Genomic DNA, 17,532 nt, shown 5'->3' on the forward strand with positions numbered 1-17,532 from the left:
AACTACGTGCACGCATAAAACTGCTCCCCGGGAGTCGAAACTGAATTTCTCAGTCCAACTTCCGGGGAGCAGTTCACAAGTGAGAGAGCGTTGCCCATTCGGCCGCGTTAAGTGAAAGAGCGTCTGACGAGTCTATGATCAAATGATCAGCGGTTGCTATCATTTGATCATGAAGACGGACGAGCGGCACCGCACCATTGCCGAACTGCTCCGCCAGCGCGAGGAAGTTTCTGTTGAGGAGCTGACCGCTGCGTGCGGCGCTTCCGGAGCCACCATCCGGCGGGATCTTGAGGTCCTTGCCACTAACGGCGTTCTTCGCCGGGTTCATGGCGGGGCACGGAGCCTCATAGGACATGGCGGGAATCCCGGCTACGGGCAGCGCGAACTGGAGGACCAGGACGCCAAGAAGCGCATCGCCGCCGCCGTAGCCGGCCTCCTCCGGGACCGCGAGCATGTGTGGCTGGACAGCGGCAGCACGGCCACCGAGGTGGCCCGGGCACTGGCCGGGAGGGACTTGACCCTGATGCCGATGTCGCTGCGGTCGCTCAACGTGCTCGCGGCTGAGGAAGCTGCGGCGGGAACCCGTCCCGCCCTGCTGTTGCCCGGCGGAAGCCTCGTTCCCGGCGAACTGTGTTTCCTCGGCCCGCTTGCGGAGTCCAACGTCCGCTCGCTGCGGTTCGACACGGCAGTGGTCACTCCCTGCGCCGTGGACCTCAAGGACGGACTGCTTGCCCATGACCTGGACGACGCGGCAGTGAAACGGGCCGGGCTCGAATCAGCGTCCCGGGTTGTAGTGGCAGCAGCCGCCGCGAAATGGGAAGCACATGCCAGGGCCCTTGTGGCGGGCCTCGACCGTGTGGACATCATGGTCACAGACAAGCAGTTCAGCCCGGACGAACGACGACGACTCGAAGACAACTCTGTGGAAGTAGTGAACGTATGACCATCAACACCGGCACGGCACAACAACAGGCTGGACTGAAGGCGGCCGCGGCTGCCACCTTTGTCGTCTTCGGCATCAATGGACTGGTTTTTGCCAGCTGGGCGGCGCGCATCCCCGCCGTCACCCAAACGCTGGACATCACCTCCGGCCAGATGGGCACCCTGCTGCTGTGCACCGCCGTTGGCTCACTGCTCGCCCTGCCCACCGCCGGATGGGTGGTGGGCAGGCTCGGAACGGCGAACACCGTGCGCCTGGGCGGGCTGCTGGCTTCGGCCGCCGGCGTGGGCATCGCTTTGTCCCTGTCCATCGCGTCCATTCCGGGCACAGCCGTTTCACTGTTCTTCTTCGGCATCGCCATCGGCCTGTGGGATGTGTCGCAGAACATCGAGGGCGCGGACGTGGAACATAAGCTTCGGCGCACCATCATGCCCCAGTTCCACGCCGCCTTCAGCGGCGGAGCCTTCATTGGCGCCCTCATTGGCGCGGGGCTGTCAAACCTCGGTATAGACCTGCCGCTGCACCTGCTGGTCATTGTTGGCATTGTGCTGCTGGTAACTATGACAGCACCCCGCTACTTCCTTCCGCACCTTCCCGTCCCGGCTCCTGCCGATGGTGCCCAGGCTGTCAAAGGCCCCTCCGCCTGGCGGGACAGCAGGACCGTGCTCATCGGCGTCGTTGTGCTGGGGGCAACCCTGACAGAAGGTGCTGGCAACGACTGGATTGCCAAGGCATCCGTGGACGGCCTGGGCACCTCCGAATCCACCGGTGCGCTGATGTTTGCCCTCTTTGTCCTGGCCATGACGGCGATGCGCTTCCTGGGCGGCCGCGTCATCGACAAGTACGGCCGGGTGGCAGTCCTCCGGGCCAGCATGGCCGCAGCAGCCGCCGGCCTGTGCATCTTTGTGCTCGCCGGAAACCCGTGGCTGGCGGCCGTGGGTGCCGCGCTGTGGGGGATCGGGGCCGCCCTGGCCTTTCCGATGGGCATGTCCGCAGCTGCCGACGATCCCCAGCACGCAGCAGCACGGGTCTCAGTGGTGTCCACCCTGGGATACATCTCGTTCCTGGCCGGTCCTCCCCTGCTGGGCTACCTGGGTGACCTCACCGGAATCCATAACGCCTTGCTGGCCATCCTTGCCCCCATCCTCGTGGCGCTCCTGCTGGCCGGGGCTGCCAAGCCCTTGAAGGTGAAGTAGGCGGCAACACCTGGACCAGCCGCTTCCGCTCCCAGCCGCCGGCGGTAGGGTGAGGGCTATGCAGAGCAAATGGCATGCAAGCCACCGCTGGATCAGCCGCACAGATAGATACCTTGTGCGGCATGTTTCCCGTTTGCCCGGCGGGAACCATGACGAGTTCTTCCGCAGGCTTTCGGCCTCCGCTAACCACGGAAAACTCTGGATTGCCGTGGCAGCTGCCATCGCCGCCATCCCCGGCAGGCCCCGCCGCGCCGCCGTGCACGGACTCATCGCCCAGGCAGTGGCTTCCGCTGTCACCAACGGAGTCTTCAAGACGTTGCTGCCCCGCGCCCGCCCGCTTCCGGAACACCTTCCGGTGTTCCGGTTCGTTCATCCGCAGCCTAAGAGCTCTTCCATGCCGTCGGGCCATTCAGCGTCGGCTGTGGCTTTCGCCGTGGGAGTCGGGCTGGTCAAGCCGTCGCTGGGAGCCGCGCTGGCGCCGGCGGCGCTGGGAGTGGCTTACTCCCGGGTCCACACCGGGGCACACTGGCCCTCCGACGTGCTTTTCGGTTCCGCGATCGGGGCCGGTGCGGCCCTGGTTACCCGCAAATGGTGGCCTGTGCGCCCGCCCTTTCCCTCGACCACCAGGACATGGACGTCGGCACCCGAACTGCCCCAGGGGGACGGGTTGAGCATCGTGGTGAACACCCTCGGCGGGTCTTTCAAGGAAGAGACGGCCGAGGCCCTCCTGCAAGTATTCCCACAGGCGTACATAAGGACGGTGGAGCCCGACGAGGATCTCCTCGGCGCGATAAGCCAAACTGCGGCCCGTCCGGGTACCCGTGCCTTGGGTGTGTGGGGCGGCGACGGAACCGTGGGGGCAGCGGCCGCTGCCGCCGTCGAGCGTTCGCTCCCCCTGCTGGTGCTGCCCGGCGGGACACTCAACCACTTCGCCCGCGATGCCGGTACCGGAAGCCTCAAGGAAGCCCTTGCCGCAGCGTCGAAAGGCGAAGCCGCCCTGGCCGACGTCGGCATTGTCACGGTGGAGCGGGGCCTTGCGGGCAAGCCGGAGACAGCGGACGTGACCATGCTCAACACTTCCAGCATCGGGCTCTATCCCAACCTGGTGCGGCGTCGTGAACAACTGCAACCGGCCCTGGGGAAACCCCTCGCAGGAGTAGTGGCCATGTTCCGTACTTTCGCTGCAGGCACACCCACCACGCTGATGGTGGACGGGAGGAGCCACAAGGTGTGGATCGCGTATGTGGGACGCGGACGGTACTACCCCCGGGACCACGCACCGTTGTTCCGGCCGGTCATGGACGACGGCGTCCTGGACGTCCGCATGATCACTGCAGATGAGCCCTTCGCGCGGCTCCGCCTGCTCTGGTCCGTCCTGACCGGCACCGTTGCCACCTCGGGAATCACGCACTTGACGGAGGCGAGGCATGTACGGATCGAAGCAGGCGGGTCGCCCATGGCACTGGCTGTGGATGGTGAGGCGGTGGCCGGCGTACGCAGTGTGGAGTACAGCGTGCTGCCCCGGGCATTGACCTACTACTCCCCTCGCCCGTGAACCGGCCGCCCGTGGCGGCGATCATCCATGGGGACTACCCCGGTTAACCCCTGAATCATCCCTGAGACCGGCGAATTCGGGCGGGCGGGTCGGTAGCGTGGGGAATACACCACCGTCCACGCACTGTCTCCCGCAGCGAATGCTGCCGTCCGAAGGAACCACCCATGATTGAGGCAAAAGGCCTGACCAAGGTTTATGGCGGGAAAACCGCCGTGGCCGGAGTCAGCTTCACCGTGAAACCAGGGCTCGTTACGGGCTTCCTGGGACCGAACGGTGCCGGCAAATCCACCACCATGCGAATGATTATGGGACTGGACCGGCCGACGTCGGGCTCGGTCACCGTCAACGGACTGCCCTACGCACACCACAAAGCGCCACTGCATGAGGTGGGCGCCCTCCTCGACGCCAAGGCCGTGCACACGAGCCGCAGTGCCTACAACCACCTGCTCGCCATGGCTGCCACGCACGGCATTCCCAAGGCCCGGGTCCGGGAAGTTATCGAGATGACCGGCCTTGAAGCAGTGGCACGCAAGAAGGCCGGCGGGTTCTCCCTGGGCATGGGCCAGCGGCTGGGCATCGCCGCGGCGCTGCTGGGCGACCCCCAGACACTCATCCTGGACGAACCGGTCAACGGCCTGGACCCCGAAGGTGTGCTGTGGGTCCGGAACCTGGTCCGGTACCTCGCCAACCAGGGCAAGACCATCTTCCTGTCCTCGCACCTGATGAGCGAGATGGCCCAGACCGCTGACCACCTGATCGTCATTGGCCGCGGCCGGATCATTGCCGACGCACCGGTGAAAGAGATCATTGCCGGAACCAGGCAAGCCAAGACGCTGGTCCGCACCGGGTCCGCCCTGGAACTCTCCGCCCTCCTGGCCGGCGAAGGCGTCACCGTGGACCAGAGTGAGCCCGAAACGCTGGAAGTGACGGGCCTGGACTCGCACCAGATCGCCCAGATCGCCCTGGACAACCGCGTGCTGCTCTACGAGCTGACGCCGCAGCTGTCATCACTGGAAGACGCGTACTTCGACCTCACCAAGGACGAAGTGGAATACCACTCGCACCTGACCGGCGGGCCGGCAGTGTCCGCCCCGGCAGCGGCAGGAAAGTAAGGACGATGAGCACCATGACTGAAACCCGTACCGCCACCCGGTCATCCGCAGGTTCACGCGGCGTGACCTTTGCCGGCGTCCTGCGGTCCGAATGGATCAAGCTGTGGTCCCTGTTGTCCACGCGCATCCTGCTGCTGCTGACGCTGCTTGCCATCGTGGGCGTGGGGGCGCTGGCAGTCCTGATCCGCTACACCTACCTGGACGAGATGATCAGCCGGGCCAGGGACCAAGGCCAGACGATGACCCCTGACATGCTGGAAAAGTCCTTTCCCCCGGGCTCCGGTTTTGACCTGTACAACCTGCCCAACGCGGGGCTGCAGATCGGCATCCTGATCCTCGGCTCGCTTGCGGTCCTCTTTATGTCCTCCGAGTACGCCACGGGAATGATCCGTTCCACCATGAACGCGGTCCCGCGCCGCACCCCGGCCTTCGTGGCCAAGGCGATTATCCTGGCCGTCATTTCCTACGTCATCACCACCATTGCCGGAGCAGCCACCTTCCTGATCGCCATGCCGGTGTTCCAGGGAATTGGCTTCGACCTCGACTGGTCAACCGACGGCGTGCTCTACAGCATCTTTACCGGCGGCCTCTATGTGGCCGGTGTCGCCCTGATCGGACTGTCCCTGGGAACGCTGCTGCGCAACTCGGCCGGCGGCATCACCGTCCTGGTGGCCCTGTTCTTCGTCCTGTCCATTGCCGCAAGCTTTATGACCCTCATCCCCGGTGAGTTCTGGAAGTACGTCCCGCAGTACATTCCCAGCGAAGCGGGCGGGCGGTTCCTGTCCATCGGACACACCGACGGGATCATTGACCCCTGGCACGGTGGCCTGATCTTCCTTGGCTATGTACTGCTGTTCCTCATCCCGGCCATGATCGTGCTGAAGAAGCGCGACGTATAACCGGGCAGGAATACAAGAAGGACGTGACAGAGAAGGCGTTCGTAACGGACGCGCCGGCCGTACAGGCCGACGCGTCCTTTGCCGAACTTACCGCCAGGCGCAGGGGACTGGTCCGGCGCTACCTGCACGGGCATCCGCGGGTGATGGATGCCGTGGTGGCGCTCAGCTACGGCCTGCTGGTGGCACCCACGGTGGTGGACGCCGTCGGGTCCGGCAACTGGATTCCCGCGCTCCTGCTGGCGGCTGTAGCCGGGGCGCTGCTCCTCCGGCGTTCCCGCCCGGTTGGCCTCGTTGCCTTCGTGGCCGTGGCGGAAGTGGCCGTGACCCTGCTGCATCCGTGGGGGTCCAACGTCTCGGCCGGCCTGTGGTTTTCGCTTTATGCCGTGGCCGTGGCGCGCAGCCGCCGCTTCGCACTCGCCACCACGGCCGTGGCCACCGCGCCGCTGGCACTCCTCTACCTCCTGGCCGCCGTCGGACCGATGCGGGTGGACGTTGTCCACACGCACGTCAACCCGGACGACTTCCACCTCCTGACCAGCATCGCCACGGGCGCCACCATTGCCCTGTCCAATGTCATTGCCACAGGTATTGGCATTTCCGTCCGGCAGCGGCGCGAGCATGAACAGGAAATCGCCGCCTGGGCCGCCCGGACCGCCAGCCTGGCGTCCGTCAATGAACGGAACCGGATCGCCCGGGAGATGCACGACGTCGTTGCCCACTCCCTGACAGTGATGGTCAGTCTGTCCGATGGCGCCGCCGTAGTGGTGCGGAAAAGCCCCGAGCGCGCGGGCGAGGTGCTCGGTGAACTGTCCCGGACGGGCCGCACGGCCCTTGCTGATATGCGCAGGGTCCTGGGCGTCCTTCGTGACGACGGACGGGCGGCGCCGCGGCTGCCGCCCGCTTCGGGAGACGGCCTGTCCACGCTCCTCGAGGGGTTCCGCACGGCCGGCCTGCCCCTGCATTACTCCCACAGCGGGCCGGCGCTGCCCGATGACGCCGCCTTCCAGCTCACCGTCTACCGGATCGTCCAGGAATCGTTGACCAATGTGCTCCGTTACGGCCGTTCACTGGGAAGGGTGGACGTCTCGATTGTCCGGGCCGGCTCAACGGTCACCATAGACGTGTCCGACGACGGCGCGGGAGTTCCGGGGCATAGCGCACTTGAGAGCGGCGGCAGTCCGGCCGCCGGGCATGGCTCCTACGGCGCCCCTTCCTATGGCACGGGCCAGGGGATCACCGGGATGGCTGAGCGCGCCCGTATCTACGCCGGCACTGTGGAAGCCGGCCGCAGCGGCCGGGGTTGGCGTGTGCATGCTGTGCTTTCCTGGCCCGCCGACGTTTCCGAATCCTTCCGTCCGCACGAACTGCAAGGGAAAGCATGACCAGTAACCCGGCCACCACAGTCCTGCTGGTGGATGACCAGCCGCTGCTCCGGATGGGGTTCCGGCTCATCCTCGAGGGGGAGGATGACCTGCGGATAGTGGGTGAAGCCTCAGACGGTGCAGAGGCCGTCCGGCTGGTCCGCGAACATAGCCCGGACGTGGTGCTGATGGATGTGCGGATGCCCGTGCTGGACGGTATCGAGGCCACCCGCGCCATCACGGACTCCGGAGCGTGTTCGAGGGTCATCATTCTGACCACCTTTGACGTGGACGAGTATGCGTTCGCCGGTCTCCAGGCAGGTGCTTCCGCTTTCCTCCTGAAGGACGCCGCCCCGCAGGACCTGATCAACGCCGTGCGGGTGGTGGCCAGCGGTGACGCCGTGGTGGCGCCCCGGGTGACCCAGCGGTTACTCGAAACGTACGTGCGGGGTGCCGCTAAGCCCGTACCCGCGGTGCCGGCGCCGGATCCCCTCCTGGCGGACCTGACGCCCCGGGAAACGGAGATGCTCGAGGCGATGGCGGAGGGACTGTCCAACGCGGAGATCGCCCACCGGTACTTCCTGTCCGAGGCGACGGTGAAGACACACGTCCGGCGGATCCTCACCAAGCTTCATCTCCGCGACCGCGTCCAGGCGGTGGTCTATGCCTACGAGACCGGCCTGGTGGTGCCGAGCAACCCGGACTACTAAAGCACAGCCTGCGCACAGGAATGGCCTATGCAGGTGACAGTTCCGGCAGGTTGGATGGTGGCATGACCAAAAACCTTCCCCATCCGGACCACGACCGCGGCCTGGAGTTCGACCTGTCTACGATGATGAGCCGCCGCTCGCTGGGCATGTTCCTGGGCGCGGGAGGCGCCGCCGCTGCGCTGGCTGCCTGCACGCCGGGTGGGTCAAGCTCCGGCGCCAGCTCTTCGGCGTCGTCCGCTGCCGCCTCTGCCAGCGCACCGGCAACGGCGTCTGCGTCCGCTTCGGCAATTGTGACTCCGTCCCCGACATTGACCAGGGCAATTGCCGAATGCGGAGTCGAGACTCCGCAGGAAACCGCCGGACCGTACCCGGGCGACGGTTCCAACGGGCCGAACGCCCTGGAAGCGTCGGGAGTGGTGCGGCGGGACATCACGTCCAACTTCGGAACCGGGACCGCCAAAGCCGAGGGGGTGCCCCTGACTTTCACGCTGACGCTATTGGATAACGCCAACGGCTGTGTCCCGTTGACCGGGGCAGCAGTTTACGCCTGGCACTGTGACCGGGACGGGAAGTACTCCATGTATGACTCCGGCCTCGAAAACGAGAACTTCCTGCGCGGGGTCCAGGAAGCCGACGCGAACGGCCAGGTCACGTTCACCTCGATCTTCCCCGGCGCGTACATGGGCCGCTGGCCGCACATCCATTTCGAAGTGTTCGAGTCCATGAGCAACGCGACGGCTGCCGGCCAGGTGCTCGCCGTTTCGCAAATAGCGCTCACCCAGGCCGCCTGCGAGGACGTGTACGCCACCGCGGGCTACGAGTCCAGTGCGCGGAACTTTCCGCGGACCACACTTCAGTCGGACAACGTGTTCGGCGATGACGGCGGCATCTACCAGCTCGCCGCCATGTCGGGGTCCGCGGCAGAGGGCTTCACGGCGGGCCTCAACGTCACCATCTAGACTCGGGAGCATGCCTTCTCTTTCCTCCGCTGCAGACCACATCCAGGACCTTGGCGCGTACGTCAGTGCGTCGCCGTCGAGCTTTCACGCGGTCCACGAGGCGGCGCGGCAGCTGGAGGCGGCCGGCTTCAGCCGCCTGGATGAGCTGGAGCCCTGGGAGGGCGGCGCCGGTTCGTTTCTTGTAATCCGGGACGGCGCGCTGATCGCCTGGGTAGTGCCGGAGGGTGCCGGCCCCACCACGGGGTTCAACATCCTGGGGGCGCACACGGATTCGCCCTCCTTCAAACTCAAGCCCAAGCCCACCATCGGTGCGCACGGCTGGCTACAGGCGGGGGTGGAGGTGCACGGCGGGCCGCTGCTGAATTCCTGGCTGGACCGTGAACTGCAACTGGCCGGCCGGCTGGTGATGCTGGACGGCACCGAGCACCTCACGGCCACGGGGCCCATGCTGCGCTTCCCGCAGCTCGCCATTCACCTGGACCGTGCCGTGAATGAGGGCCTGACGCTGGACAAGCAGCGGCACATGAATCCGGTGTGGGGGCTGGGAAACCCTTCTGATTTTGACCTGCTGGCGGTGCTGGCTTCTGCTGTTTCCGGGGCCTCCGTGGACCCCGGAAAGATTGGCGGGTACGACGTCGTCATCGCGGACACGCAGGCACCTGCGGTTTTCGGGGGGAACGGCGAGTTCTTCGCTTCCGGGCGGCTGGATAACCTTTCGTCCACGCATGCGGGGCTGGTGGCTTTGGTGGGGCATGCCGCTTCCGTTTCCGCTGGTGGGCCCATCGCCGTGCTGGCGGCTTTTGACCATGAGGAGATCGGCTCCAACTCCCGTTCGGGGGCCTGCGGTCCGCTCCTTGAGGACGTGCTGGTGCGCATCTCCGACGGCTTGGGCGCGACGGTGAGCCAGCGGCGGCAGGCACTGGCGGCGTCGTTCTGCGTTTCGGCTGATGCCGGGCACGCAGTGCACCCGAACTATGCCGAGCGGCATGATCCTGCCAACCACCCGGTCCTCAACGGCGGGCCGCTGCTGAAGATCAATGCGAACCAGAGATATGCCACCGATGCGCCCGGTGCGGCTTTGTGGGCGCGGCTTTGTGCTGAGTCGGATGTGCCGTACCAGGAGTTTGTGTCCAACAATGCGATCCCCTGCGGCTCGACCATTGGGCCGCTGACCGCCACCCGGCTTGGGATCCGGACGGTGGACGTGGGCGTTCCACTGTTGTCGATGCATTCGGCGAGGGAGCTGTGCGGTGTTGAGGACCCGCGGCGGTTGGCTGGTGTGGTGGAGCTGTTTTTCCGGACCGCTGTGTAGTTCCTGCCTGGCTTCCGCCACAAAAGGTGGTGCGGATACCCACATAGTGGCCCCCGTTGCCTAGTTGCGCGGTGGAGCCCAGCCTACGGTTGAAAAATACGCAATGCCTTTGGGGTTTGCGGTCCTTGGTTCCGGGCCGCAGGCAGGGCGGGGCTGGACAGCCCTGCCACCGAAAGGACGTTCGTGACAACTGATTGACGCAACAGGCAAGGTGCCAGGGCTTTTGGTGCCGGCCGGTGCGGGGAGTGCAGACCCCGTCCGGCTGCTGACCGGTTGCGCCGCGACCTTGGAGCCACAAGATGACGTCTGCACCTGGAGTCCTCCCCCGCCGGATCGTCCGCCGCTGGGTACCCGCACTGGTCCTCGCCTTGCTGGCTTCCATGTTTTCCATGGCAGTGGATCCTTCGTGGCTGCCTCCTGCCCGGGCCGCAGGTCCCTGCGACGCGCCCGTGGTCAGCAAAGTGGCGTGCGAGAATACGCAGCCGGGGAGTCCGCCGTCCGAGTGGCAGGTTTCGGGGGCCGGCAACACCACTATCCAGGGGTATGCGACGTCTATGAGCGTCAACATCGGGCAGACGGTGACGTTCAAGGTCAAGACCACCGCCTCTGCCTACCGCATCGATATTTATCGTTTGGGGTACTACCAGGGGCTCGGGGCACGAAAGGTTGCCGCCAACCTGCTTCCGTCTGCTCCACTGCCTCAAGCGCAGCCCAACTGCGCCACGTTCGCTGCCACAGGACTGATCGATTGCGGCAACTGGGCGGTGTCCGCGTCGTGGCCAGTGCCGGCGACCGCAGTATCGGGAGTGTACCTTGCGCGCCTGGTTCGGACTGATAATGGCGGTGCCAGCGTTATTCCCTTTGTGGTTCGCGATGACGCTGCCAAATCCGACATGCTGTTCCAGACCTCGGATACCACCTGGCAGGCGTACAACACCTACGGCGGCAACAGCCTCTACACCTGTACTGTTGCCTGCCCCGCCGGCAACCCCTTGGCATACAAGGCCGCCTTCAAAGTCTCGTACAACAGGCCGTTCAATTCATCGGCAGACGATCAAGGCCGCAGTTGGCTGATGTACGCCGAGTACCCAATGATCCGTTTTCTCGAAGCCAACGGCTATGACGTTAGCTACATGAGCGGGCTCGATGTCGCCACCAAAGCCCCCCTGTTGCTCAACCACAAATCATTCCTGTCAGTCGGACATGACGAATACTGGTCCGCTGACCAGCGCACCAACGTTGAGGCGGCGCGTGATGCCGGGGTGAACCTTGCTTTCTTCAGTGGCAACGAGATGTTCTGGAAAACCCGATGGGAGCCGAGTTCGGACGGGACCAACACTGCCGGGCGGACGCTTGTGTCCTATAAGGACACGCATTTCGACTCCCCGACGGACCCCGTGGCCTGGACCGGTACCTGGCGGGATCCCCGCTATGGGACGGCGACCGGCGGAGGAAATGCAGAGAATTCCCTGACCGGGCAGTACTTTGTCGTCAACTCCGGTACCACCGACATTATCGTTCCTGCAGCGTACAAACTGCTTCGCTTGTGGAGGGGAACCACCATCCCAGCAATGGCGAACGGAGCCTCGGTAACCCTGGGGAGCGGGCTGGGAACCCTGGGCTATGAGTGGGATGTCGATGCAGATAATGGATTCCGGCCCGCCGGCGCCTTCCGACTCTCGCAGACGACCAGCACTACTGCCGAGATCTTTACCGATTATGGCTCCACCACCAAGCAAGGTGGCACGGCCACCCACAACCTGATCATGTACAAGGCGGCCAGCGGAGCCCTGGTCTTCGGTGCCGGCACAGTGCAATGGGCGTGGGGGCTTGACTCCTTCACGACAGGCAAGGTTGTAGACCGCAACATGCAACAAGCCACTGTAAACCTATTTGCAGACATGGGTGTTCAGCCGGGCACCCTGAATACTGGCCTCACGGGGGCGCAGGCTTCGCTGGACAAGACCGCTCCAACCTCCGTAGTGACTTCCCCGGCATCCGGCACGACAGTTGCCGACGGGACGATCGTTACTGTCGCAGGCACGGCCTCAGATGCGGGCGGCGTTGTCTCCGGTGTTGAATTGTCCACTGATGGCGGAAAGACCTGGCGGCGAGCCAACGGGACTACGAACTGGACCTTCACGTGGAATGTGCACGGAAGTCCGACCTCTGTCCTTCGGTCACGGGCGGTTGATGACAGCGGAAACCTCGAACTGGGTTCGGCAAGCATCAGCGTCAACGTCTCTTGTCCCTGCTCGATAATAGGGACGAACATGACGCCTGCAGTTCCCGACAGCGGGGACTTCCACTCAATCGAAGTCGGGGCCAAGTTCACCTCCGAGGTGGCAGGAACTGTCACTGGTGTAAGGTTCTACAAATCCGCGAACAACGCGGGCGCGCACGTAGGAAATATTTGGAGTGCCACAGGCCAACGGTTGGCGACAGTCACTTTTGGCGCAGAATCAGCAACAGGTTGGCAAACGGCCACGTTCTCGCAGCCTTTGGCCATTCAGGCGAACACAGAGTATGTGGTGTCCTACTTCGCCCCGCAAGGCCACTACGCTCAAGACAACGGCTACTTCTACAAAAACCCCTCCTCGTCAGGAGGATGGAACCAGACTGACAGCGCACCACTGCACTTCAGCCGAAGTACCCCGGATGCCCCCAACGGCTTATACCGGTACGGTTCCATCTCAGGCTTCCCTGACCAGATTTACGATGCTGAGTACTATTGGGTCGACGTGCTCTTTACAACGTCAGCCACGGTGGCGCCGGCGGTAGCCGCGGCGTCGCCGGCCGCAGGAACTGCAGGAGTTGCCTTGGATGCCAAGCCGGCCGCGACATTCAATCAGGCGGTCACCGGGTCATCGGTGATGTTCACCTTGAAAAACGCAAGCGGCAGTGCCGTGGCGGGCACGGTAGCCCACAATTCCGCCACTAACACGACCACCTTCAGTCCTGCTGCGAACCTTGCCTACGGGACCACCTACACTGCAACAGTTAGCGGGGCCACCAACGCTGCAGGGCAAACGATGAGCGCACCGTACTCGTGGACCTTCACTACGCTTCCCGCTCCGGTTTTGCCCGAAGTGGAGTCCGCCTCGCCTCCCAACAGCACCACCGGCGTGGACGTGCTGGTGAAACCTGCGGCGACATTCAACCAGGCAATTAATGGGGCGTCTGTCGTCTTCACCCTGAAAGACCCGTCCGGCGGGTCCATTCCTGGATCAACGGCATACGATGCAGCATCCAACACCGCGACGTTCACCCCGTCCGCGCCACTCGCTTACAGCACGGTGTTCACCGCCGCGGTGAGCGGAGCTACGAATGCTTCCGGTCAAATCATGACAGGAGCCTACTCCTGGACATTTACCACCGGCCCCGCCCCGGCTCCCTGCCCTTGCACGGTGTTCACGGCGGCCTCCACCCCCGCGGTGGCCGCGGAAAACGATCCCAACGCCGTTGAGGTAGGAATGAAATTTCGTTCGGATGTCGCGGGGACGGTAACGGGAGTGCGCTTCTACAAGGGAGCGTCCAATACGGGCTCCCATTCCGGCCACTTGTGGTCCATAACAGGGACACTCCTGGCCACGGCTACCTTCAACACGGAAACCGCTTCGGGCTGGCAGCAGGCCAACTTCTCGAGCCCGGTGAACATCACGGCCAATACCACCTACGTGGTGTCGTATTATGCGCCAAACGGCAATTACGCTGCCAACAGTGGATTCTTCGGCTCCTCCACCGACAGGGTGCCGCTTCACGGGCTGGCCAGTGGTGCCGACGGGCCCAACGGCATATACAGGTACGGTTCTTCGGGGTTCCCTACGGAAAGTTTCAATAACACCAATTACTGGGTGGATGTGGTCTTCAGCACTACCCCAGCCGGTGCCACCCCCACCGTCGCATCAACAATGCCGGCCTCTGGCGCAACCGGGGTAGCCGTGACCGTCAGCCCAAGCGCCGTCTTCAACCAAGCGATCAGCCCTTCTTCAGTCGCCTGGACTCTTCGCGATGCAGCGAATACGGCGGTAGCCGGGTCCACCTCTTACGACTCAGCCAGCAACGCGGCGACCTTCACGCCTGCAGCAGCCCTCTCATACAACACGACTTATTCGGCCAGCGTCAGCGGCGCCACCAATTCCTCTGGACAGGTCATGAACGCCCCCTACACCTGGACGTTTACTACAACCGCTGCCGCGCTCCTGCCTGCTGTTACATCTGCCGCTCCGGGAAACAACGCCACGTCCGTTGAAATTGCAGTCCGGCCAAAAGCGACCTTCAACCAGGCGGTGAATGCGTCGTCTGTGTCGTTTACCCTGAAGGGGGCATCCAATACAGCTGTGGCGGGCAGCGTCGCCTACGATGCGGCCACTACGTCTGCCAGTTTCACACCCGCCGCGGCCCTCGCATACAGCACAACGTACACGGCCACCGTCAGCGGGGCGACTAATTCATCCGGTCAATCCATGAGCACACCATACTCATGGACGTTTACGACAGCGGCCACCCCGACCACGTGCCCCTGCTCTGTTTTCAGCACCGAGGCAGTTCCCGCGACGGCCAATACGGACGACAATAACGCTGTAGAACTCGGAATGAAATTCCGTTCGGACACGACCGGCATCGTCACGGGGGTTCGCTTCTTCAAGGGAACCTCGAATACCGGCACTCATACCGGACACCTCTGGTCAGCCACGGGGGCGCTCCTTGCTTCCGTGACATTTGGGACAGAGACGGCATCAGGATGGCAGCAGGCTTCCTTCACGTCTCCGGTTCCCATTGCCGCAAACACAACTTACGTCGTCTCTTACTTCGCGCCGGACGGCTACTACTCCTCCACCAGTAGTTTCTTCAACAGTTCCACCGATGCTGCACCGTTGCATGGTCTCGCCGGCGGGACGGACGGACCCAATGGCGTTTACCGCTACGGTGCCACCGCTTTTCCGACAGACAGTTACAACAACACTAACTACTGGGTAGACGTCGTGTTTGCCGCAAGTTCAACCGGCACCACGCCCGCCGTAGCTGCTGTTTCGCCCGCAAACAATGCCACAGGGATAGCCGAAAGCATCAAGCCAACTGCCACGTTCAATCAGGCCGTTATCCCGTCCTCGGTGGCATTTACGCTGAAAGATCCGGGCGGAAACGTGCTCCCGGGGACTATCTCCTACAAGGCCGACACCAACACCGCGGTATTCTCGCCTGCGGCGACACTGGCTTCTGCCACCACTTACTCGGCAACTGTGAATGGGGCGACAAACAGTGCCGGCAGCTCAATGGGCTCGCCCTTCTCCTGGGTTTTCACCACTCAAGCACCACCAGCAACCTGCCCATGCAGTGTATTTAGCCCATCCGCTGTTCCGGCCACGGCTAACACCAACGATCGGAAGGCCGTTGAGGTGGGGATGAAGTTCCGTTCCGATGTCGCCGGAACGGTAACCGGGGTGAGATTCTTCAAAGGCGGCTCCAATACCGGCACCCACGTAGGTCACCTTTGGACAGCTACCGGAACACTCCTTGCCAGTGTCACATTCGGCGCGGAGTCGGCGTCAGGGTGGCAGCAAGCGTTGTTCTCGACTCCAGTTCCAGTTTCAGCTGGCACCACTTACGTAGTGTCCTACTCCGCACCCCTGGGCTTCTACTCCTCCACCCGGGACTACTTCAACGGTGCATCCGCTGACAACGCGCCGCTTCATGGATTGGCTTCAGGCGTGGATGGCGCGAATGGCGTGTTCCGGTACGGCACCAATGTCTTCCCGAACGACAGCTTCAAGAGCACAAACTACTGGGTCGACGTCGTCTTCAACCGGTCATAGGTCCCGTCATGGGACGCAGGAGAAAACAGTCGAGATTGGTCCGCTCCTTCGCTGCAGTTCTTTGCGCACCAGCGTTGATTCTCACGGGCTGTTCGGCGCTTCCTCTCACAGGGGGGACAGGGTCAAACTACGCCCAACAACCCTCTCCACACCCGTCGACGGGTCCGAAAGGCCAGGCTGACGTCAGCAGTGAGCAGCCTGAAGAGTTCCAGGTCCTTTCGGGTTTGGGCGTCAACGCCAACGTCCACAGTTGGAATGACGGAGAACTCAAACCAGCTATAGACAAAATCGCCGATCTCGGAGAGGTCACGTGGCGCGTGATCATCGATAAGGCTGACTGGGAGATTGAAGAGAATCTTGACCCTCCTGAGCATATGGACGTCGAGTACTACGGGCGCATCTATGAACATGGCAAGATGGCAGATCTGTGGGCCACGGTGGAATACATCAACTCAAAGCCCGGGCAGGAGGTGATGCTCAGCGTCATGGGCGGTGTCCCCAACTGGATGGGCGGCAACCACATCAACGAAGACAGTGAAGACCAATGGGTACGCATGATCGCATCCATGGTGGCTTATGGCCGAAAAGTGCGTAGCCTCGATTTCAAGCTCCTCGGGCCTATGAACGAAACAGATTGGAACGGTATTGAGGGACCCCAAGTAGGCCCAGAACAATATGTCAGGTTGCTGCGTAAACTCATTACCAGCCTGGACAGCCTCGGTCTGGCTGACATCCGTATCGTTGGTCCGGACACGGCATCCACAATAAAAGCGACTAATGATTATCTCCCCGCTCTGGCCGCAGATGAGGTCGTAAGATCCCGGCTTGCCCACTTCGCGATCCACAGCTACGACGGCGACTCTGCCGGCACCGCTTCTGCGCTCGAGGAAGCACTCCCAGGCCGACCAGCGGATTTTTGGGTTACTGAATTCTCTAGTCCATGCCCGGGCTGCGACTCCGGAGCGCCCAACACCACTGACTGGGACTCCGCCGCAGCAAATGCCCAGTATGCCATCCGACTGCTGCACCAGGGAGCCTCCGGTCTCCAGCAATACGATGCGTGGGACGGCTACTACGAACATCACGAGAGCATGGGCTATTGGGGTCTGCTGGCCTACGACCATTCAGCCGGCATGTACACGCCACGCAAGTCCTACTTCGTTCTGAAACAACTAATCAAATACACGCCACGGAATGCTGCGCGTATTGCAGTTTCAGCTGGCGAAGAAGATGTTCCATTGGTTGGATTCGCAGACCCGGCTAGCGGACGGGTGACCATCTTCGGCTACAACAGCATGGACCACCCGCTCACACTGGAAATTTCTGTGCCGGCGATTCATCAGACCACGCGACTGGAAAGCTTCACCACCGATGTGGGACGGGACATGCAGCTCGGGACGCCTGCAGTAATAACGGAAGGCGTCGTAACGTACTCTGCCCCTCCTCGGGCTGTTTTCACCTTGACCGGAATTTCTCAGCAAGACTAGACCGAGCAGAGCCGCGGCCCCTTCCAGGAGGTGGCTTCGCACATCCCCCGCAGAGCTTGTGCGGATACCCACAGGGTGCGGTCCATTGGTCTGTTGCCGGCCGAAACTGCCCTCTACTTTGGAACTCAAGATACGCATGGCAGCGCCAAACCAGGTTCCGGAAACGCGATCGAGGCCTATGTGTA

The 17,532-nt window shown here is 63.2% G+C and carries 11 protein-coding genes; all 11 read left to right on the forward strand.

Features of this window, described 5'->3' with window-relative positions; all coding sequences use genetic code 11:
• Window positions 1-169 precede the first annotated feature (169 nt).
• The 11 genes from AC3A4Z_RS19070 to AC3A4Z_RS19120 all read left to right on the forward strand — a co-directional run bounded on the left by AC3A4Z_RS19070 (window position 170) and on the right by AC3A4Z_RS19120 (window position 17,347).
• Entirely contained in the window at window positions 170-943 is a 774-nt protein-coding gene (locus AC3A4Z_RS19070) for a DeoR/GlpR family DNA-binding transcription regulator (RefSeq protein WP_498713371.1), read from the forward strand.
• Entirely contained in the window at window positions 940-2,136 is a 1,197-nt protein-coding gene (locus AC3A4Z_RS19075) for an MFS transporter (protein WP_498713373.1), read from the forward strand. Before AC3A4Z_RS19070 ends, AC3A4Z_RS19075 begins: the two co-directional genes overlap by 4 nt.
• A gap of 58 nt (window positions 2,137-2,194) precedes the next feature.
• Complete coding sequence (locus AC3A4Z_RS19080; protein WP_498713376.1) at window positions 2,195-3,691, forward strand: bifunctional phosphatase PAP2/diacylglycerol kinase family protein; 1,497 nt, start codon at window positions 2,195-2,197, stop codon at window positions 3,689-3,691.
• A 164-nt stretch (window positions 3,692-3,855) separates the two neighbouring features.
• Window positions 3,856-4,803, forward strand: a complete 948-nt coding sequence (locus AC3A4Z_RS19085; RefSeq protein ID WP_498713379.1) for an ABC transporter ATP-binding protein — start codon at window positions 3,856-3,858, stop codon at window positions 4,801-4,803.
• 5 nt (window positions 4,804-4,808) lie between these two features.
• Window positions 4,809-5,702, forward strand: coding sequence for an ABC transporter permease (locus AC3A4Z_RS19090; protein ID WP_498713381.1), 894 nt, complete (start codon window positions 4,809-4,811; stop codon window positions 5,700-5,702).
• Window positions 5,703-5,725: 23 nt separating this feature from the next.
• Window positions 5,726-7,084 (forward strand): sensor histidine kinase, encoded by a 1,359-nt coding sequence (locus AC3A4Z_RS19095; protein ID WP_498713383.1) that lies wholly within the window; start codon window positions 5,726-5,728, stop codon window positions 7,082-7,084.
• Window positions 7,081-7,773 carry a response regulator gene (locus AC3A4Z_RS19100; protein WP_493971332.1) on the forward strand — a complete coding sequence of 231 codons (693 nt, stop codon included), beginning with the start codon at window positions 7,081-7,083 and terminating at the stop codon, window positions 7,771-7,773. Before AC3A4Z_RS19095 ends, AC3A4Z_RS19100 begins: the two co-directional genes overlap by 4 nt.
• Before the next feature lie 62 nt (window positions 7,774-7,835).
• Window positions 7,836-8,732, forward strand: coding sequence for an intradiol ring-cleavage dioxygenase (locus AC3A4Z_RS19105; RefSeq protein WP_498713385.1), 897 nt, complete (start codon window positions 7,836-7,838; stop codon window positions 8,730-8,732).
• A 10-nt stretch (window positions 8,733-8,742) separates the two neighbouring features.
• Window positions 8,743-10,044 (forward strand): M18 family aminopeptidase, encoded by a 1,302-nt coding sequence (locus AC3A4Z_RS19110; RefSeq protein ID WP_498713387.1) that lies wholly within the window; start codon window positions 8,743-8,745, stop codon window positions 10,042-10,044.
• A gap of 578 nt (window positions 10,045-10,622) precedes the next feature.
• Window positions 10,623-15,860, forward strand: a complete 5,238-nt coding sequence (locus AC3A4Z_RS19115; RefSeq protein WP_498713389.1) for a DUF4082 domain-containing protein — start codon at window positions 10,623-10,625, stop codon at window positions 15,858-15,860.
• A 224-nt stretch (window positions 15,861-16,084) separates the two neighbouring features.
• On the forward strand, window positions 16,085-17,347 hold the full coding sequence (locus AC3A4Z_RS19120) for a glycosyl hydrolase (RefSeq protein WP_498713391.1): 1,263 nt from the start codon (window positions 16,085-16,087) through the stop codon (window positions 17,345-17,347).
• The last annotated feature ends 185 nt before the right edge of the window (window positions 17,348-17,532 follow it).

Source organism: Arthrobacter sp. Soil_C_49 (assembly GCF_057656635.1).